Source organism: Rhizobium sp. CC-YZS058 (genome assembly GCF_034720595.1).
Taxonomy (GTDB): domain Bacteria; phylum Pseudomonadota; class Alphaproteobacteria; order Rhizobiales; family Rhizobiaceae; genus Ferranicluibacter.
Window position 1 is genome coordinate 2,694,920 of the sequence record NZ_JAYESJ010000001.1, and the last position, 19,869, is coordinate 2,714,788.

General features: G+C 66.3%; 14 protein-coding genes and 1 tRNA gene. 5 read left to right on the forward strand and 10 right to left on the reverse strand.

The genetic code is table 11. From position 1 onward, the window contains the following. Positions 1 to 16: 16 nt before the first annotated feature. The 5 genes from rfbD to U8330_RS13010 form a co-directional block, all read right to left on the reverse strand. The gene (gene rfbD, locus U8330_RS12990) at positions 17 to 907 is read right to left on the reverse strand and encodes a dTDP-4-dehydrorhamnose reductase (protein ID WP_323105692.1); all 891 of its coding nucleotides are present in this window, start codon (positions 905 to 907) and stop codon (positions 17 to 19) included. Then, positions 907 to 1,965: a dTDP-glucose 4,6-dehydratase gene (rfbB, locus tag U8330_RS12995; RefSeq protein WP_323105693.1), complete on the reverse strand. Its 1,059-nt coding sequence runs from the start codon at positions 1,963 to 1,965 to the stop codon at positions 907 to 909. The genes rfbD and rfbB overlap by 1 nt, the downstream gene beginning before the upstream one ends. A gap of 22 nt (positions 1,966 to 1,987) precedes the next feature. Beyond that, positions 1,988 to 2,545: a dTDP-4-dehydrorhamnose 3,5-epimerase gene (rfbC, locus tag U8330_RS13000; RefSeq protein ID WP_323105694.1), complete on the reverse strand. Its 558-nt coding sequence runs from the start codon at positions 2,543 to 2,545 to the stop codon at positions 1,988 to 1,990. A 94-nt stretch (positions 2,546 to 2,639) separates the two neighbouring features. Beyond that, positions 2,640 to 5,300 carry a glycosyltransferase family 2 protein gene (locus tag U8330_RS13005; protein ID WP_323105695.1) on the reverse strand — a complete coding sequence of 887 codons (2,661 nt, stop codon included), beginning with the start codon at positions 5,298 to 5,300 and terminating at the stop codon, positions 2,640 to 2,642. Between the two features lie 196 nt (positions 5,301 to 5,496). After that, positions 5,497 to 5,571 (reverse strand) — tRNA-Gln (locus tag U8330_RS13010). 253 nt (positions 5,572 to 5,824) lie between these two features. Here U8330_RS13010 and U8330_RS13015 point away from each other — a divergent pair. Then, positions 5,825 to 6,739, forward strand: coding sequence for an MBL fold metallo-hydrolase (locus U8330_RS13015; protein ID WP_323107283.1), 915 nt, complete (start codon positions 5,825 to 5,827; stop codon positions 6,737 to 6,739). Between the two features lie 12 nt (positions 6,740 to 6,751). Here U8330_RS13015 and U8330_RS13020 read toward each other — a convergent pair whose 3' ends face one another. Then, the gene (locus tag U8330_RS13020) at positions 6,752 to 7,657 is read right to left on the reverse strand and encodes a DUF1499 domain-containing protein (RefSeq protein ID WP_323105696.1); all 906 of its coding nucleotides are present in this window, start codon (positions 7,655 to 7,657) and stop codon (positions 6,752 to 6,754) included. 466 nt (positions 7,658 to 8,123) lie between these two features. On the opposite strand from U8330_RS13020, the gene U8330_RS13025 reads away from it, so the two are divergent. Continuing rightward, positions 8,124 to 8,516 carry a hypothetical protein gene (locus U8330_RS13025; RefSeq protein WP_323105697.1) on the forward strand — a complete coding sequence of 131 codons (393 nt, stop codon included), beginning with the start codon at positions 8,124 to 8,126 and terminating at the stop codon, positions 8,514 to 8,516. 24 nt (positions 8,517 to 8,540) lie between these two features. Here U8330_RS13025 and ppdK read toward each other — a convergent pair whose 3' ends face one another. The 4 genes from ppdK to U8330_RS13045 form a co-directional block, all read right to left on the reverse strand. Next, on the reverse strand, positions 8,541 to 11,207 hold the full coding sequence (gene ppdK / locus U8330_RS13030; protein WP_323105698.1) for a pyruvate, phosphate dikinase: 2,667 nt from the start codon (positions 11,205 to 11,207) through the stop codon (positions 8,541 to 8,543). A 150-nt stretch (positions 11,208 to 11,357) separates the two neighbouring features. Continuing rightward, entirely contained in the window at positions 11,358 to 14,822 is a 3,465-nt protein-coding gene (gene smc / locus U8330_RS13035) for a chromosome segregation protein SMC (protein ID WP_323105699.1), read from the reverse strand. Positions 14,823 to 15,143: 321 nt separating this feature from the next. Further along, on the reverse strand, positions 15,144 to 15,962 hold the full coding sequence (locus tag U8330_RS13040) for a DsbA family protein (protein ID WP_323105700.1): 819 nt from the start codon (positions 15,960 to 15,962) through the stop codon (positions 15,144 to 15,146). A gap of 131 nt (positions 15,963 to 16,093) precedes the next feature. Continuing rightward, positions 16,094 to 16,603: a DUF721 domain-containing protein gene (locus U8330_RS13045; protein WP_323107284.1), complete on the reverse strand. Its 510-nt coding sequence runs from the start codon at positions 16,601 to 16,603 to the stop codon at positions 16,094 to 16,096. Between the two features lie 129 nt (positions 16,604 to 16,732). Between U8330_RS13045 and mutY the strand changes: the two genes are divergently transcribed. The 3 genes from mutY to U8330_RS13060 all read left to right on the forward strand — a co-directional run bounded on the left by mutY (position 16,733) and on the right by U8330_RS13060 (position 19,724). Then, positions 16,733 to 17,878 (forward strand): A/G-specific adenine glycosylase, encoded by a 1,146-nt coding sequence (mutY, locus tag U8330_RS13050; protein WP_416236855.1) that lies wholly within the window; start codon positions 16,733 to 16,735, stop codon positions 17,876 to 17,878. After that, a complete protein-coding gene (locus U8330_RS13055; RefSeq protein WP_323105701.1) occupies positions 17,875 to 18,489 on the forward strand; it encodes an HAD family phosphatase in 615 nt (204 codons plus the stop codon). The genes mutY and U8330_RS13055 overlap by 4 nt, the downstream gene beginning before the upstream one ends. 203 nt (positions 18,490 to 18,692) lie before the next feature. Beyond that, complete coding sequence (locus tag U8330_RS13060) at positions 18,693 to 19,724, forward strand: calcium-binding protein (protein ID WP_323105702.1); 1,032 nt, start codon at positions 18,693 to 18,695, stop codon at positions 19,722 to 19,724. Positions 19,725 to 19,869 lie beyond the last annotated feature (145 nt).

A 19,869-nucleotide genomic window follows, 5' to 3' on the forward strand; every position in this document is an offset into this window, starting at 1 on the left:
CTTTTCTCAGTCGGCCCTAAGCCGTCAGCAGCCGCTTGAGTGTAACAGCCACCGAGTCCTGCCAGTCGGGCATGGCGATCGTGTGGAAAGCGAGAAGCTTGCCGCAATCGAGCCTTGAATTCTTGGGGCGCCGCGCTTTCGTGGGGTAGTCGGCTGTCGAGATCGGCCGCACCGCCGCGGTCGGGCCACCCTCTTTCGAAGACTGAGCGAAGATCTCGGATGCGAACTCGGCCCAGCTCGCGCTGCCGGTTGCCGTGAGGTGGAAAACGCCGCGCAGGTTGCTGGCAGGCGAGGAAAGAAGATTTTCGCCGACCTTCACCATCGCGTCCGCAATATCCAGCGCAGAGGTCGGGTTGCCGAACTGATCGCCGACGACCGAAATCATGTCGCGCGTCTCTGCCAGCGTCAGCATCGTCTTCAGAAAGTTCTTGCCGAACGGGCTGTAGACCCATGCGGTGCGCAGGATCACATGGTCTGCGCCCGAATCCCGAAGTCGGCGCTCCCCTTCCAGCTTGGAGCGCCCGTAAGCGCCAAGCGCGTTGACGGCGTCGTCTTCCCGATAGGGCGTTGCCTTCTCGCCATCGAAAACATAGTCGGTCGAAAGATGGATGACGGGCACGCCGAGGTCCTTCGCCACCCGGCCGATCTCCCCCACCGCTTCGGCATTGATGCGGAAGGCCGTCTGCTCCTCGTCCTCGGCCTGATCCACCGCCGTATAGGCGGCGCAGGAAAGGATCACATCCGGCCTGGCGGCACGGAGCGCGGGCTCGATCGTCTCGATCCGCGCCAGATCGAGGTCCGGCCGGCCGATCGCGCAGATCTCACGGTCGGCCTCGGCAGGGGCTCGCTCCAGCAGCGCGCGGGCCACCTGTCCTGTCACGCCGGTGACAACGTAGCGCGTCGGCATCACTTCGCTCCCGTCTGCGCCAAAAGGCCAAGGCGGCGGCCGTCGTAGCCTTCGCGCAGCGGTCCCCACCACCATTCATTCTCAAGATACCATTTCACCGTTTTCTCGATCCCGGACTCGAAGGTCTCCATTGCCGTCCAGCCCAGTTCGGTCTCCAGCTTCGTCGCGTCGATCGCGTAGCGCGCATCATGGCCTGGGCGGTCCGTGACATAGGTGATCAAGTCCGCATGGCTGGCGGCCTTTGGGTGGAGGTCATCCATCAGGCCACAGATGCGGGTGACCACATCGATATTGCGCCGTTCGTTCCGCCCGCCGACATTATAGGTTTCGCCGATGCGTCCGCGCTCGGCAATGAGATCCAGCGCACGCGCATGATCCTCGACATAGAGCCAGTCACGGACATTCGCGCCGTTTCCGTAAACGGGCAACGGCTTGCCGTGCAGCGCATTCAGGATCACGAGCGGGATCAGCTTTTCCGGAAAATGATACGGGCCGTAATTGTTGGAGCAATTCGAGACGACGACGGGAAGGCCATAGGTCCGTGCCCAGGCCTTCGCGAGATGATCGGACGCGGCCTTGGATGCCGAATAGGGGGAGGAGGGATCATAAGGCGTCTCCTCCGTGAACAGGCCTTCGTCGCCAAGCGAACCATAGACCTCATCCGTGGAGACATGCAGGAACCGAAAACGCTCCTTCCGCTCCTGCTCAAGATCGTTCCAATAATGCCGGGCCGCTTCGAGAAGTGTGAACGAGCCGAGTACATTGGTCTCGACGAAGTCTCGCGCGCCGGTGATCGAGCGATCGACATGGCTTTCCGCGGCAAGATGCATGACGCGGTCTGGCTTGAAGGTCTCGAACGCCTCCTGCATCGCCGCCCGGTCGCAAATGTCGGCTTTCAGAAATCGATGGCGTGGATCGTCCTTCACCGCAGCGAGCGACGTCAAGCTGCCGGCATAGGTCAGCTTGTCGATGGTCAGGACCTCATAGCCCTTGCCGATGAGATGACGAACGACGGCAGATCCGATAAACCCGGCTCCGCCAGTGACGATAACGCGCATGCCTGTACTCCGGACCGGAAGACTACAAAGAGAAGTTGGCGTCGAGCTCAGCAAGACGCGGCTGGACCATATCCTTGGCAGAGATCGTGGCCTTGCCGGGATCGACCGGCCAATCGATCTCGAGCGCGGGGTCGTTCCACAGGAGCCCGCGATCATGTTCGGCGCTGTAGTAGTCGGTCACCTTGTAGGAGATGATGCTGCTCGGCTGCAACGTGCAGAAGCCATGGGCGAAACCCGGCGGCACCCATAGCTGCTGACCGTTCTCTTCCGACAACTCGACCTTTACATGCCGCCCATAGCTCGCGGAGCCCTCGCGGATGTCGACCACGACATCAAGGATGGCGCCGGAAATACAGCGGACCAGCTTTCCCTGTGCCCTTGGCGCAAGCTGGAAGTGGAGGCCGCGAATCGTTCCGACTTCGCGCGAAAGCGACTGATTATCCTGGACGAACGGAAAGTGTCCGACATTCTCGGCAAATTTGTCCTCGCGGAATGTTTCGGAGAAATATCCGCGGCTGTCGCCGATCTTCTTCGGAATGATCAGCACCACGCCGGGAATTTCTGTCTGTTCAAACCGCATGCTTCGATCCTTGCGTCCGAAAAGGGTAAGGCAGTGCGCTCATAGCAACCGAGGAAGGGCGGCGCAACGCCTGATGGCGATCTGGTCTCGATGTCTAATGCGACAGAAGAAGCGAGAAATCCTCGTGCTGGCGGGTCAGGTTCGGGCTGTAGAAGGGGTCTTGCAGGATCCGGTCTCCCCATGTCGAAACCATATGCGCCGCCTCCCTCGAAAATCGTGCCGCCCGCTCGCCGGACAGGTCGAGGCCGCGAGAGAGGCTTTCATGATGGTAGAGCACCGCGGAAGGGACAAGGAGACTCCGCCATCCCCACGCAGCGAGTTTCAGACACAAATCTACGTCGTTGAAGGCAACGACGAGGTTGGCTTCATCGAGCCCCCCGACGGCATTGTATTTCCATGCTTCCACCACCAGGCAGGCCCCGGTGACCGCCGTCACTGTCTGCTGGACGACCAGTCTGTTCATGTATCCCGCCGCATCGCGCGGCTCGAACTTGTGGCCATGCCCCGCCACCGTGCCCACGCCTCCGATGATGCCGGCATGCTGCACATGCCCGCTGCCGTAGAGCAGCTTCGCTCCCACCGCTCCGATCGTCGGATCGAGCGCCGGCGCCACCATTTCGGCAAGCCAGTCCCCGTCCTCAACCTCGACATCGTTGTTGACCAGCGCGAGAACGCTGCCCCTTGCCACCGCAGCCGCGCGGTTGTTCAGCCGCGAGAAATTGAAAGGCCCATCGTCACGCAAGACGGAAACACGTCCGGTCGCTTCGACCTCCGCAAGATAGGCAAGGCTCTCCGGCTCGACGCTGCCATTGTCGACGACGAGAATGTCGAACCGCGGATAGGCGGTCTTTTCGAGAATGGAATCGACGGCCGTCTTCAAAAGGTCGATCCGGTCACGGGTCGGGATGATGAGCGTCACATGCGGCGGCGTCTCCGGCAGCGGCCAGACGAGCTTCGCGGTGCCCGGCAGGGGACCGACCTGCGCACGCACCCCTTGCCCCTGAGCATCGAGGAAGGCTCTGACGGGTTCGAGGATGGATGGCTGTTTTCCAGATACATGACGATGCCAAATGGGCCGCGGAAGGTGAACGATCGTCTCTCTCTCGACCTGGGCTGCGATGCGCAGCAGGAGATCGTAGGTTTCAAGGCCAGGAAACCGGTTCTGCCACCCCCCGGCGTCTTCGGCAGCCGAACGGCGAAACAGAACAGCCGGGCCGACATAGTTGAAGCACAGAAGATAATCGAGGTTCCAGTCGGGCTTGAACGAAGGCGACAGGCGCCGTCCTTCTGCATCGAGGTCGTCATGGTCGCAGACGAGGATGGCAAGGTCGGGATGACTATCGGCTTCGTTCAGAATCGACGCTACGGCGTCCGAAGCAAGTTCGTCGCCCGCGGGGAGATGCGCGATCAGGAGAGCCTGAAGGCGTTCCATAGCGGCGGAAAAAGCCTGCGCGGGCTGCATCCGCTCCGTCTGGCGAACAAGGTGGCACCGGGAGTCGCCTTCCCGCGCCGCCTCCAACGCCGCGATCGCAGCCGTTGACAGACCAGGGTCGAGAAGCAGGATCAGCGTCCAGGACGGGCAGGTTTGCGCCCTCAGACTGCGCAGGGATCGTGCAGCGCCATCAACGTCCTCCGCGCTGACGAGAGTGAAGAAGCCGAGCCTCCCGGCCTCGCCTGCCTGCCTCTGCGCCGACTGGGACGGACGTTCATGCAGCGCCATCCAGTGAGCATAGTCGTCGGCCATGGTGGCGGGACCGCTCTGCGGGGTTGCGTTGTCGTCTCCACCCCGGACCCGCTGCAGAAGCGCGCCGAGCAAAGGCTGCCCCGGCTGGTTCATCATGCGCCCGATGGGACTGAGATCGGGGCACAGCGTGACCCGTAGATCGCCCAGCGAGAACCGCCCAGGTGCGTGCACGGGATCCAAGCGAAGGGAGACGAAGGTTTCAGGCAGTTTGACCAAGGTGCTGTAGCGATCTCCTTGTGTCTGGAGCAGCCTTGTCGCGGTGAAATTGGCCCAACCGACCGCGTTCTCCACGAGCAAGATTGGATCGACGACCGTTTCCAGACCGGCAACCGACAGACTGATGTCCACCCACCGCCCGGCCAGCATGCTCATCTGCACGACGCCCTCAGGCAGGAAGCGCATCCGAGGGTTCGAGGTCGTCGCGCGGTAAGATCCCTCCTCGATGACCAGATCGGCCATGGGCTCGAGACGCAGCGCTACCGGCCGTCTTTCCGTAATGCGCTGGACGTTGAGGCTCGCGCGGATCTGTGGCCACCGTTGGCCGCGTGCAAAATCTTCAGCGTGCAGCCAGGACCGAAGTCTGTCATCCTGGCGACGTAAAGGCTCGGGCAAGGGCTTGAGATCGACGCCATCGCCGGGCCTGCCGGCATGCTTGCCGTTCAGCTTCGCGACGACTAGGCCGTTGATCTCGGGCCGCACATGCGGGCCGTAGGGAATTCGCTCTGCCGCCATGAAGACATCGATCGCTTCGTCGATTCGGCCCAGCCGTTTCAGAAGATGACCAAGATGCACATGGGCATCGCCGGCCGTGCCGTCCCACCGAACTGCAGCCTTGTAAGCCCCGACAGCTGACCGCAAATGCCCGGCTTCCTTGAGCATGTGGCCGTATTGAACGATGAGGCCGGCAGAGGGATCGAGGGGAATTGCTTCGGCATAGGATCCGGCCGCCGCCTCGAAATCTCGGCGTTCCACAGCCGCGGCAGCAGCCAGAAGTTTCTCGTCGAACGTCATGCACTGATCTTTCGAATGATCAAGGTGGGAAGGTCAACCAGGCGAAGGACGCCGGCCGTCCTTTAGCAAGTCATTATCATAGGCGGCCAGTCCCTGTCAGCCGTTCTTCGATCGCGGCTGACCGCTCGCCAACGGCTCTCCGCGTCTCAACCTTGATGCTCGGGCTCGCTGGCGCGGTCGTCTGAAATTGGAAAACTGGCTGGGGCGCCTGGATTCGAACCAGGGGATGGCGGTACCAAAAACCGCTGCCTTACCGCTTGGCTACGCCCCAATGCCGGCCGAACCGGGAGTGCGCCTGCGGCGTTTCGGTTCGTTGGGCGCCTGATAGCAAAGGCTGCGCGCAGCGACAACGGGGAAGTTGCGGCTTTGCGCGAGAAAGACGAAGATCGGCCATGGACGAGAGCAGCACAGTCGCGATCCTTTCGGACGCAGAGACATTCGACACACAGACCCCGGACGCAACCAAGCCGGGCTCACCCCAGTCTGACAGCGGCCCGCCACAGCGGATCGCCGCGGACGAGGAGTTGGCCGAGCCGCGCTTCACGCGGGCCTTCACGCCGGCCCATGGCGAGCCGATTCCGGTGGCGGAGGGCGTCGTTCGGATCACGGCGGGCAATCGCGGCCCGCTGACCTTCGAGGGCACGAACAGCTATCTGGTCGGCACGCGCAGCCTGGCGGTGATCGATCCCGGGCCGGATGACGACGCGCATTTTTCCGCCCTGATGGCTGCGATCGATGGCCGCCCCGTCAGCCATATCGCCGTGACGCACACGCACCGCGACCATTCCCCGCTCAGCCGCCGGCTGAAAGCGGCAACGGGGGCCGAGGTGGTGGCCGAAGGGCCCCACCGCGCAGCCCGTCCCCTGCATGAGGGGGAGAGCAATCCGCTCTCGGAAAGTGCCGATCAGGTCTTTTCGCCGGACCGGCGGCTGCACGACGGCGAGACGATCGAGGGAGACGGCTGGCGGCTTCAGGCGCTGTTGACGCCGGGCCACACGGCCAACCACGCGGCCTATGCGCTTCTCGGCACCGGCATCGTCTTTTCCGGCGATCACGTCATGGCCTGGGCGACCAGTATCGTGGCTCCGCCGGATGGCGCCATGCGCGACTATATGGCCTCGCTCGATCGTCTGCTCGCCCGGCCGGAGGACCGGCTCTACCTGCCCGGCCATGGCGGACCGGTGGAGGAGCCTCATGCCTTCCTGCGCGGGCTGAAGGCGCACCGCCGCCTGCGCGAGCGGGCGGTGCTGGAGCGGCTGCGCAAGGGCGACCGCACGATCGGCGAGCTGGTGCGCAGCATCTACGCCTCGACCGATCCGCGCCTGCATGGTGCGGCCGGCCTCTCGGTCTTTGCGCATCTGGAAGATCTCGTGGCGCGCGGCGCAGCGCGGACCGATGGTCCGCCTGCGCTAAACGGGGTTTACTTCCCGCAGACCTAACGTGGCGCCGGCTCAGTCGCCGGCGATGCCCAGGAGTTCCGCGTCGAGCGCGTGGAGAAAGCGCTCGGAAAGCGCGGCGCTGGTGCCGAGATCATGCGGGCCGAAGCGGGCGGCCGTGCGGATATCGACGAAGGTCGTCTCCGCCTCTTCCCGCAGGCGGATCACCAGGTCGTAGCGCGTGCCGACCACGAAGCTGCGCCATTCGCCCTGCAGCAGAATATCGGTGGCGCGCAGGCCGGGCGGCAGATCCTGCGGCTGGCTGGTCTCGGGCCGCGCCATCGGAATCGGCACCGGGCCATCGTCACTGGGCGGCCCCTCCGGCAGTTTCCCCGGCTGGCCGAGATCCTCGATGTCCGGCTCTGCATTTTCCAGGCCCTGATCGGCAGTGAGCGCGATGCCCATGCTCTCGCTGACCGTACGGACCCCCGCCAGCACCCGATCGAGCGCGCCGTCATAGCGGCGGCCGGTCAGCGCCGGATAGGCCTCTGCCTGTGCCGCGCGGTCCGCTGGCGTGGGCGGTCGAGGCTTCAGCCAGCCCACCTCGCCGACGGGAGGACGAATGAAGGGCGGCGGATTGGCAAGATCGGTCGTCACATCGCTCAAGGCCGGCTTGGTTGCGAATGCCTCCAGCCCGTAGCCGGCCACGCCGAGAGGCAGAAGGGCATAGAGGATCGCCGCCACCGAAGCGATGCCGCCCACCGCCGCCACCTGCCACAGCCGCACGAGGCCGACGATCGCCAGCAGCACGCCAGCAAGCGCCAGCCCTGCCGAAAGCAGGACGAGCGCGACGAAGCTCGACGTATCCACCGGGCCGAAACGGTGGGCGGCGAGCGAGAGAACGAAGATCCCGAAGGCCAGCCGCGACAGGCGACGCGCCCAGAGGGCGGCAAGCGAGACGGGGCGTTCAAAGGTGATCATCGCGGCGCGGGTCCTTGCCTGTCCTGGTCTCGCGCATTCGGGTGAGGACATCTCACCGCACTTGCGCCGTCATCGTCGTGCTGCACATCCAGGCAAGAGGCCAAGCCCGGTAGCGCCGCTGACTGCATCCTCCCGCCTCTGCAGCCTGCGTGCGGGTTCGTCAGCAGCCCCGCCTCCTCCTACTGCAGAATCGCCCGAACCGAAATCGGCGGCTGACCGGCAGATGCGCTTGGCGGACAGCCGTGTCTTCGCTGCAGCAGTGGGCGAACCGATAGGGTCGACGGAATGCGCGTTTTCACACTGCCGCAGTGGAACAAGATGACGCTTCGCTTCGTTAGACGGGGCTGACCAGCTTGCCGCAGTTCCACGCTTGTCTCAAGCGACCCTTGCGTGCGCTTCGCGTGCCCGGTCGCCGTGAGGACGGTGACGAACGATCGGGCTGGAGGAGAGAAAGGGGATCCCGTTGATGCTGTCATCGCAACCCGCCGTCAAGGCTGCCGCCGAGCCCATGAGCGACAGCGAAATCGATCTTGCCGGCGATTTTCCCATGGAGATGCTCGAGCTCGAACTGTCTCTCGACAGTCTCGATGGCGAGGAAGACCGGTTTGCCGACAAGGTGCGCCAGGCGGCGAGCGACCTCAAGGGCGCCTTCCTCTTCGACCTGCCGGCATCCGGCCTTGTCGAGGACTGCGACCGCATCGCCGTGCTGCGCATTCCGCGGGACGCGGATGGCCGGGCGGACACGATCTTCGCCTGCCTCGAACCGCAGGGCACGATCCGCATCGAACGGCCGAGCGAACGGACCGCCGGTCTGCAGACCTTCGCCCAGGCTTTCGTGGACGTTTTCCAGCGCCTGTAACCCCTGAACCGCGCGGCGAGCGCCCTACCCCCGGCCGCTGATCGCGGCTTGCGCAGCGGCAAGGCGGGCAATGGGCACGCGGAAGGGCGAGCAGGAGACATAGTCGAGCCCGGTTTCCTCGCAGAAGCGGATCGAGGCCGGATCGCCGCCATGCTCGCCGCAGATTCCAAGCTTCAACCCGTTCTTGGTGCGCCGCCCGCGCTCGGCGGCGATTTGGATCAGTTCGCCGACGCCATCATAATCAATCGAGACGAAGGGATCGCGCTCGACGATACCCTTGACCTGGTAGGTGTGCAGAAACCGGGCCGCATCGTCGCGCGAGATGCCGAAGGTGGTCTGGGTCAGGTCATTGGTGCCGAAGGAAAAGAAATCGGCGGATTCGGCGATCACATGGGCGCGCAGGGCTGCGCGCGGCAGCTCGATCATGGTGCCGACGAGATAGGCGATCGGCAGGCCGGCCTCGGTGAGGATCTCGGCGGCAACGGCATCGATCCGCGCCTTCACATAGTCGAGTTCGGCCTTCAGCCCCACCAGCGGCACCATGATTTCCGGCACGACCGCCGCCCCCGTGGTGCGCGCGGCCTCCACGGCCGCCTCGAAGATGGCGCGGGCCTGCATTTCGACGATTTCCGGATAGGAGATCGCTAGACGGCAGCCGCGATGGCCGAGCATGGGGTTGAACTCGTGCAGCGCCTCCACCCGCTGGCGCAGATCGGCGGCGGCCATGCCCATGCTCGCCGCAACATCGGCAATCTCGGCCTCGGACTTCGGCAGGAATTCGTGCAGCGGCGGGTCGAGCAGGCGAATGGTGACCGGCAGGCCATGCATGATGGCGAAGAGCTCGACGAAATCCGAGCGCTGCATCGGCAGGAGCTTGTCGAGCGCGGCGCGGCGGCCCGCCTCGTCCTCGGCAAGGATCATTTCGCGCATCACACTGATGCGCTCGCCCTCGAAGAACATGTGCTCGGTGCGGCACAGGCCGATGCCCTCGGCCCCGAAGGAGCGGGCTGCCCGTGCATCGGCCGGCGTATCCGCATTGGTGCGCACGGTCATGCGCCGGCTTTCATCCGCCCAGTCCATGATCTTGCCGAAATCGCCGGAGAGCGCCGGCTGGATCATCGCGACCCGCCCTTTCAGCACCTGTCCGGAGCCGCCATCGATGGTGATTACCGTGCCGCGGGGCAAGGTCTGGCCGCCTGCAATCAGGATCTCGCGGCGCGGATCGACCCTGAGGCCGCCGGCGCCGGAGACGCAGGGGATGCCCATGCCGCGCGCCACCACGGCGGCATGGCTGGTCATGCCGCCGCGGGTGGTCAGAATACCCTCTGCCGCATGCATGCCATGAATATCTTCCGGGCTCGTTTCGGTGCGCACCAGGATGACGGCGCGGCCTTCCTTGCGCGCCGTCACGGCGTCTTCGGAGGTGAAGACGATTTCGCCCGTTGCCGCGCCCGGCGAGGCCGGCAGGCCGGCGCCGATCACGTCGCGCCGGGCGGAGGGATCGATGGTCGGGTGGAGCAGCTGGTCGAGCGTGGCAGGGTCGATTCGCGAGACTGCCTCCTGCCGGGTGATCAGCCGTTCCTCGGCCATATCGACGGCGATGCGCATCGCCGCCCGCGCCGTGCGCTTGCCGGTGCGCGTCTGCAGCATCCACAGCGTGCCGCGCTCGATGGTGAACTCGATGTCCTGCATGTCGCAATAATGCGCTTCCAGGCGATCGCAGATGGCGCTGAGCGCCTCGAATGCGTCCGGCATGACCTTTTCGAGCGAGGGCTTCTCGCTGCCCGAGGCGATGCGGGCGGCCTCCGTAATCGTCTGCGGCGTGCGGATGCCGGCCACCACATCCTCCCCCTGCGCATTGACGAGGAACTCGCCATAAAGCTCGCGCACGCCGGTCGAGGGATTGCGGGTAAAGGCGACACCGGTGGCCGAGCTGTTGCCGAGATTGCCGAACACCATGGTCTGTACGTTGACGGCGGTGCCGATCGTCTCCGGAATGCCGTGCAGCATGCGATAGGTCTTGGCGCGCGGGCTCATCCAGCTGGCGAAGACCGCGCCGACCGCCCCCCAGAGCTGCACCTGCGGATCCTGCGGAAAAGGCGCGCCCGTCGCCTCCTCGATCGCCGCCTTGTAGAGGTCGATCGCGTGGTGCCACTCGGCGGCCGAGAAATCGGTCTCCTGGTCATGGCCGAACCGCGCCTTCTCGTCCTCCAGGATCTCCGCAAAAACCTCGTGGTCGATGCCCATGACGACGTCGCCATACATCTGGATGAAGCGGCGGTAGCTGTCGAAGGCGAAACGGCGATCGCCGGAATCGAGCGCCAGCGCCTCGACCGTCCGGTCGTTGAGGCCGAGGTTCAGCACTGTGTCCATCATGCCCGGCATCGAGGCGCGGGCCCCGGAGCGCACGGAGATGAGAAGCGGCCGCGTCGTGTCGCCAAAGCCGCGCCCGGTCATCGCCTCGATGGTGGCAAGGCCTTTTTCCACCTGTCCCCTGAGCGACCCCGGCATCTGCCGTCCGGCCGAGAGATAGGCGTTGCAGGCTTCGGTGATGATGGTGAAGCCGGGAGGAACGGGCAGGCCGAGCGTGCACATTTCCGCCAGATTGGCGCCCTTGCCACCCAGCCGCTCGACATCGCCCGCGCCGCCTTCGGCGCCGGTTCCGCCGAAGCTATAGACCCACTTGGTCATTGTCCGGCCTCCACACCTGACACGCTCCCCCGCTCTGGTGTAGCGCATCCAAAGCACGGAGAGAACAGGGCAAAACAGAAAATCTGCTGCGCTGCAATATGCGCGCGCGGCACGGATGCTGCGCTGCAAAAGCGACGGAAAGAGGGCCGGTCAGCCGGCCTCGCGCAGCCGCTCAGCCGTCTGAAGATCGACCGAGACGAGCTGGCTGACCCCCTGCTCGGCCATGGTGACGCCGAAGAGCCGGTTCATGCGGGCCATGGTGATAGGATTGTGGGTGATGATGACGAAGCGCGTTTCGGTCGAGGCAGCCATCTCGTCCATCAGGTTGCAGTAGCGCTCGACATTGTGGTCGTCGAGCGGCGCATCGACCTCGTCGAGCACGCAGATCGGCGCGGGGTTGGTCAGGAACACGGCGAAGATCAGCGCCATGGCGGTCAACGCCTGTTCGCCGCCGGAGAGCAGCGTCATGGTCTGCGGCTTCTTGCCGGGCGGGCGGGCGAGGATTTCGAGGCCGGCATCCAGCGGATCCTCGCTCTCGATCAGCTGCAGCTCGGCCGTGCCGCCGCCGAAGAGATGGGTAAAGAGGCGCTTGAACTGGGCGTTGACCACCTCGAAGGCGGCAAGCAGCCGTTCCCGCCCTTCGCGGTTCAGGCTCTGGATGGCGCTGCGCAGCTTGCGGATCGCGTCGATGACGTCTTCCCGCTCGCGGATGATCCCGGCATGGCGGTCGGAGAGCTCCTTCTGCTCCTCCTCCGCCCTCAGATTCACGGCGCCGAGCCGCTCGCGCTCCATCTTCAACCGGTCGAGCTCGCGCTCCACCTGGCGCGCATCGGCGGGCACGGCGTCGGCGGCGCGGCCGGTGAGACGCAGCACCTCATGCGGCGCCACCTGCAGCGCCTGGCGGATTGCGGTTTCGATTTCGATGCGCTTCTCACGCGCGGAGACCAGCCGCTCTTCCACCCGTCCCCGGCGCTCGCGCGCTTCGGCAAGGGCGGCGAGCGCGGCGGCGGCGCGCCGGTCGGCCTCGCGCTGCCGGGTCTCCGCCTCGGCCAGGTGATCGGCTGCCAGGCGCCGCTCCGCCTCCAGCTTGGTCAGAGCGCTCATCAGCGCGCGGCGCTGGTCCTCGAACTCTTCCGGCGCATCGACAAGCTCTTCCAGCTCCTCGCGCGCCTCCGCCTCGCGCTCGCGCAGGGTTTCGATATGGTGGACGGCGCTCTCAGCCCGCTCGGTCCAGGTGGCCTTCTCGGCGGCGATGGCGGCGAGCCGGCGGCGGCGGGCCTCGGCCTCGCGGGCAAGCCCGTCGGCCAGCGCCCGCGCCTCGGCCAGCGCGGCGCGATCCTGCGCCACCTGTGCCGTCTGTTCGAGGAGTCTGGCATCGAGGGCCGCGGTATCCGGCGCATCGGCGAGCGCGGTTTCCGCCTCGTCATAGGCCTCGGCCACCTCTTCGACTTGGCTTTCGACCTGGCTTGCCGCCTCTGCCGCCACCGCGCGGCGGCGCAGGAAGTCGCCGGCGGCGCGTTCGGCAGCGGCCAGCGCCTCGCGCGCCTCGCTCAGCCGGCGCTGCGCCAGCCGCTCGCTTTCCCGCGCCGATTTCAGCCCCGCCTCCCCGGCGGCAATGGCCGAGACGGCCTGGCGGTGGAGCGTCTCGGTCGTCTCCAGCGCCGCCAGCGCCATCTCGATCTCCGCATCCAGCTCCGCCAGACGGTTGCGCTGTTCGAGCCGCAGCGTTGCCGCACTCGGCGCATCGGTGCCGGTCACATGCCCGTCCCAGCGCCAGACGGCGCCCTGGCGCGTAACAAGGCTTTGCCCGGCAGAGAGCGTCGGAAGCAGGCGTCCGGCCACGGCCTCGTCGGCGACGATGCCGATCTGCGCCAGCCGGCGCTCAAGCTCCGCCGGCGCTTGCACGACGCGGGACAGCGGTGTCGCCTCGCTCGGCAAAGCGGGGTCGGCCGTCGCCTCGCCCGGCATCCGCCAATGCTGCGGCGCGGCAGTGTCGAGCGGGCTGTCCAGATCGTCTCCAAGTGCGGCGCCGAGCAGCGGCTCATAGCCGCGCTCCACGGTCATGGCGTCCACCACCGGCGCGGCGCCGCTGGCGGCACCGGCCGCCTCCAGCATGCGGCGGATCGTGCGTGCTTCCGTTTCCAGCGCGTTCAGCGCAGCGCGAGCCCTGTCCACCGGCCCCCGCGCCTCAGCCTCCGCCTTGCGAGCTTCTCCCAGAGCCGTTTCAGCCTCGATCGCCTCGCCTTCCAGCCGCTCGAGCTCGGCCTCGGCCGCCTCCACCGCCTCGCGCCGGCTCTCGCCATCGGGCAGCGCGGCGATCTCGCGGTCGAGGCTGTCGAGCACGGCCTGCTGGTCTGCCAGTTGCCGCGCAAGGCGCTGGCGCCGGTCGGCAAGCTCGCGGATCAGCCGTTCGAGCTGGCTGCGCCCGGCTTGCGCCTCGGCGCGCTCGGCCGTGACGACGGCGAGCGCACGCTCCCTCTCCGCCAGCCGGTCGGAGGCGTCGGACTGGCGTTCGCGCGCCTCCTCGCCACGCTCGGCTGCCTCGCCCGCCTCCTCGCGCAGCTCTTCGTCCTCCCGTTCGAGCCGGGCGAGAAGCTCGGCATTCTCCCGCGTCAGCCGCTCCTCGCGGACGAGATCGTCCTGGAGCTGGGCGAGCCTTCGGCCGAGCTCGTCGCGCCGGCGCAGCGTCCGGTTCATATCCTCGTCGAGCTGGGTGCGGGCGATCTGCACGCGCTGCAGGGCAGCGGCGGCGCGCGCCTCCTCGTCGCGCAGCTGCGGCAAGCGCAACCCCTCGACCGCCTGGTCCTTGGCCGCTTCCATCTGCGCCTGCGCGCGCTCGGCAACGAGATTGGTCTCGCGGTTGAGCAGGCTGTCGGCCTCGGCCTCGCTCTCCTTCGCCTGCGCCCAACGCAGATGCAGCAGCATGGCCTCATGCGCGCGGATCTCGGCCGAGAGCATCTTGAACCGGTTGGCCTGGCGCGATTGTCGCTTGAGGCTTTCGATCTGGCTTTCCAGCGCCGAGATCACGTCCTCGAGCCGCTCCAGATTGGTCTCCGCGCCCCGCAGCCTGAGCTCCGCCTCATGCCGGCGGGAGTGGAGACCGGAAATGCCGGCCGCCTCTTCGAGCAGCTGGCGGCGGGCCTGCGGCTTGGCGGCGATCAGCTCGCCGATCCGCCCCTGGCCAACCATGGAGGGCGAGCGCGCTCCGGTCGAGGCATCGGCGAAGAGCAGCTGCACATCCTTGGCACGCGCCTCCTTGCCGTTGATGCGGTAGACCGAGCCGTTCTCGCGCTCGATCCGCCGGGTCACCTGGATCTCGTCGGCATCGTTGAAGGCGGCCGGTGCGGTGCGGTCGGCATTGTCGAGATAGAGCCCCACCTCGGCGGTGTTGCGGGCCGGGCGGTTGCCGGAGCCCGAAAAGATCACGTCGTCCATGCCGGAGGCGCGCATGTTCTTGTAGGAGTTTTCCCCCATGACCCAGCGCAACGCCTCGACAAGGTTCGACTTGCCGCAGCCATTCGGTCCCACCACGCCGGTCAGCCCCCGTTCGATGACGAATTCGGCGGGTTCGACGAAGGATTTGAAGCCGACGAGACGAAGCTTGGTGAACCTCATCGCCGCGACCGGGCGTGGGAGGCAGGCCGGAGAGTCCGCGCGCGAAAAGTCCCCCTCTGCCTGCCGGCATCTCCCCCACAAGGGGGGAGAGCGCTGGGGGCGCCGACTCTTTCCGCATCGACGGACGTCGGACGAAGAACGGTCCTCATCTTCGACACCCTCAAAAGGGAGCGAGCGGCCCGCCTCCGGGTCTCTCCCCCCTTGTGGGGGAGATGGCCGGCAGGCCAGAGGGGGTCTTCTGCGAAGCAGGGGCGGCAAACCGGCACTTCCCGTCGCACGCATGAAAAAGCGCCCCCCGCCGTGCGGCGGGCGCTGGAGCGATCAGAGCAGCGGGTCGATAAGGGCCGACATGGTGTCAACCGACATGTCTCCGGAATAGCGCTTGCCGTTGATGAAGAACGTCGGGGTCGAAGCAACGCCGAATTCCTTGGCGCCCTTCTGCATCACGGCGTTCACATCATCCAGAAGTTTCTGGTTCGTCAAGCAGGCTTCGAAGCTCTCCTGTGTAAAACCGGCGAGCTTGGACATCTGCAGCAGCGCGTCGCGGCCGTTCTGGGCCGCGGCCCACTGTTCCTGCTGCTTGAAGAGCATGGAGACCATCGGGAAATACTGGCCTTCCGGCGCGCAGCGCGCCAGCATGAAGGCGGCCGCAGCACGCGGGTCGAAGGGGAATTCGCGAAGGACGAACCGCACCTTGCCGCTTTCGACATATTTCTGCTTCAGCGCCTCGAAGGAGGTGTTGTGGAAATGGGCGCAGTGCGGGCAGGTCATCGACATATATTCGACAACCGTCACCGGGGCATCGGCCTTGCCGATCGCCTGTTCCGGCAGCGCGCCCGGTGCCATCAGCGCGGACATCTCCACTTCGCCATCCGGCTTCGGCACCTCGACGGAGGCGGCCGGCGCTGCTGCCTGCGCCACCTCGGTGGCGGGTGCCATGGTGGACGAGGCGGCGGGCGTCGCGGTGGAGGTTGCAGGGGTCGAGGTTGCTGGGGTCGAGGCCGTCGTCATCGCATCGGCGGGCGCGGCCGACGTGGCGCTCTCCTTCTCGTCGCTGCAGGCGGCAAGGCCGAGCGCGAGCACGGCGACGGCTGCGCCGGTGAGGAGACGGGTCTGAAGGCGCTTTCCGGTATGAAGCATGATTCACCTGTTCGCATGTTCGAAGCGAGGACGAGACTGTCGACCCCTGCGATATCCCGCCTCTTCAAGGGCGGCAAGGGCCGGCACCGACCAGAGGGTCAAACAATTGTGACCTTTTTGGCGACCGGCTTTCAGCGGCGGGCCGAGAGGACGGCGGTGCCGAGACGGGCGAGCGCGGCCTTCAGTCGGTCGTCCTCGATGCCGGATACCAGGTCGGCGAGCTTTGCCGCCGGCGCGCCGGTCAAGGCGCGGGCGGGCGGACGTCGGCGGACCGGAGGGGCCACCGGCTTCTGGACGATGCGGATGCGGCCGATCGCCGGGAAGCCGAAGAAGGCGTTGATGCGCGAAATGAGCTCACCTTCCGCATGGGCGAGGAACAGGGCGCGCGACCCTTCGCAGGCGACGGTCAGCGTGCCGGGCCGGTTCTCCCCCTCGCCCTCCATCTCCGCGCCCCGCCGCGGCCAGGCGATCTTTTCCGGACGCGAGCAATCGGCGAAGGCCTCGCCGGCAATCTCGTCCCAGGAGCCGAGCAGCATGGTATCGATGCCGGCGCGGCGCGCGAGCACCGGATCCACCAACGCATTGGCGACCTCGCTGATCTGCACCACGCCTCTGCGGCCCATCTTGCCCGGTTTTGCCATTCTGGCCGGTGTCCCTGATCTCGTCCGCGGATCGTCGCTCGCCTCGCCCGCAACAGCCGCCATTCGGCGGGCCTGCTTGAAGCGCGCGGCGATCTCGGCCACAAGGGGGTCTGTTAGCATGTTCGGACCATGATGCCCAGCCAGCCCCCTGCGGCCGACGCGCCGCCGCCCCCCGCCGCCCTGCTTCTTGCCTGGTATGACCGCGCCCACCGCCGCCTACCCTGGCGCATCACGCCACCCATGGCGGCGGCGGGCGAGCGCGCCGATCCCTACCGCGTCTGGCTGTCCGAGGTCATGCTGCAGCAGACCACGGTGCAGGCGGTCAAACCCTATTTCGAGGCCTTCCTCGCCCGCTGGCCGACGGTGGAAGACCTGGCGGCGGCGGAGACGGAGGCGGTAATGAAGGCCTGGGCCGGCCTCGGCTATTATGCGCGCGCCCGCAACCTGAAGAAATGCGCCGAGGCCGTGGCGCGCGAGCATGGCGGCCGCTTTCCGGATACGGAAGAGGGTCTGCGCGCCCTGCCCGGCATCGGCGCCTATACGGCGGCGGCCGTGGCGGCGATCGCCTTCAACCGGCCAAGCGCCGTGGTGGACGGCAATGTCGAGCGGGTGATTTCCCGGCTGGAGGCGATCGAGACGCCGCTTCCCGCCGCGCGGCCCGCAATCCGCCGCGTGACCGAAGCGCTGACGCCGCTCGACCGGCCGGGCGACTTTGCCCAGGCGATGATGGATCTCGGCGCCACGATCTGCACGCCGCGCAAGCCGGTCTGCGCGCTCTGTCCGCTGAACACGCTCTGCGCCGCCTTCAGGCAAGGCGAGCCGGAGCGCTTTCCGGTCAAGGCGGCGCGGAAAGCAAAGCCGGTGCGCTACGGCGCCGCCTTCGTCGCGCTTGCCCCGGATGGCGCCGTCTATCTGCGCAAGCGGGCCGAGACCGGCCTGCTCGGCGGCATGACGGAAGTACCGGGCAGCGACTGGACGAGCACGCCCTCTGGCACCGATCTGGAGGCCGCCCCCTTCCCCGCCGACTGGACAGAGGTCGGCACGGTGGTGCATGTCTTCACCCATTTCGAGCTGCGGCTCACCGTCTACCGCGCCACGCTGGCCTCGCCGGACAGCCGGCTCGGCAATGGCTGGTGGCAGGGCCGCGCCGGCCTGATGGACGAGGCCTTGCCGACGGTGATGAAGAAGGTGCTGGCCGCAGCCGAGCCGTCGCTTGCCGCACGCGCCAAGGGTGCCGCCGGCACCCGCAGCAAAAAGAAGGACCTGACCGCATGACCACCCCGATCCGCCACGTCGTCTTCGATATCGGCCGCGTGCTGATCCACTACGATCCCAACATCCCCTTCAGCCGCCTCATTCCCGACGAGGCCGAACGCGCGACCTTCTTCGAAACCGTCTGCACCCATGACTGGAACCTGGAGCAGGACCGCGGCCGCAGCTGGGCCGATGCCGAGGCCGTGCTGATCGCCGACTGGCCGGACCAGGCCGAAAACATCCGCGCCTTCCGCACCCACTGGAACGAGATGGTGCCGCATGCCTATGAGGGCACGGTCGAAATCATGCGCGCGCTGATCGATGCCGGCTGCGACGTGACCATGCTGACCAATTTCGCCGAGGACACGTTTCGCGAGGCGCAGGCCAAGTTCCCCTTTCTCGCCTGGCCGCGCGGCGTCACGGTTTCGGGCGAGAAGCGGCAGATCAAGCCGGACCGCGAGATTTACGATACGCATGTGCAGGCCTTCGATCTCGACCCCGCCGCCTCGCTCTTCATCGACGACAGCCTCGCCAATGTCGAAGGGGCCAGGGCGGCCGGGTGGCAGGCGGTGCATTTCAAGGATGCCGACACGCTGCGCCGGGATTTGAAAGCGCTCGGCCTTCCCGTCTGATCGGGCGAACCCGGCCTCCGCGATTGCGGCACGACCCCTGGCGCAAGTCCGCGAAACCGGGCTTTCCGCACCCTTGACGCATGCCACCGCCGCCTTAGCTTGCCCTATTCATATCACCGAAATGCCATATTCGGTTCAGACACCGTTCACCAAACGGACGGCATTCTCGGCAGCGAACCGCATAAGGGAAGGAAGGCCTGACAATGGCAACGATCCGAGGCACGGACTATAGCGACCGCATCTACCAGGACGACCTGGTTGCCGTAGACATCTACGGCTATGGCGGCAACGACTCGATCTATCTGAACCGCACCGACTCGCGTGGCGGCGGCAATTTCGTCGATGCCGGCTCGGGCCGCGATACAGTCGTCAACTATTTCGAGGGTGACAACGACATCTACCTCGGCTCCGGCAACGACACCTATATTGCCGACATCCGCGCGGTCGATGTGGATGCCTACGACGTCGTCCATGGCGAAGAAGGCAACGATCTCTTCGAGGTCAACAGCGAGCAGAGCAAATATTACGGCGATTCCGGCAACGACACCTTCCGCTCGACCGGCTTCAACAACTATTTCAACGGTGGCTCGGGCGTCGATACGATCAGCTATGTCCTGCAGGACGATGATCGCGACCAGGCAGGCCAGGGCGTCGAAATCGATCTTGCCGATGGCACGGCCTATATCAACAGCGACCAGATCGAGGACCTGATCTCGATCGAAAACGCGACGGGCACGGACAGCGCGGACGATATCTACGGGAGCTCCGCCCGCAACGTCCTGCGCGGTGAAGACGGCAACGACCTTCTCGACGGCCGCAGCGGCAATGACGACCTTTATGGCGGCCGTGGCAATGATGATCTCTATGGCGGCAGCGGCGCGGACGACCTGATCGGCGGCCTCGGCTCCGACTATCTCAAGGGTGGCTCGGGTGCCGACCTCTTCGTCTTCGACAGCATCCGCGAGTCGGTCGTCGGCGGCAATCGCGACATCATTGCCGATTTCCGCGCATCCGAGGACGATCTGGTCGACCTGTCCGGCATCGATGCCAACACCCTGCGCGGCGGCAACCAGGAGTTCGACTTCATCGGCGGCAGCCGCTTCACCAAGGAGGCCGGCGAACTGCGCTTCGTCAACGGCGTGGTGCAGGGCGACGTCAACGGCGACGGCCGCGCCGATTTCGAGATCCGCATGGTCGGCGTGACCAAGATGTACGACACGGACTTCGTCCTCTGAACGAAGTTCAGGACTGAACGATAAACGCCCGGAAACCTTGCGGTTTCCGGGCGTTTTTTCGTTCGCCGGGACTGAAGGTACATGGACCGGCCAACGAACTGGAGCGACGGGCGGAACGCACCCATGGCAGGGACGAGGGTCGCAG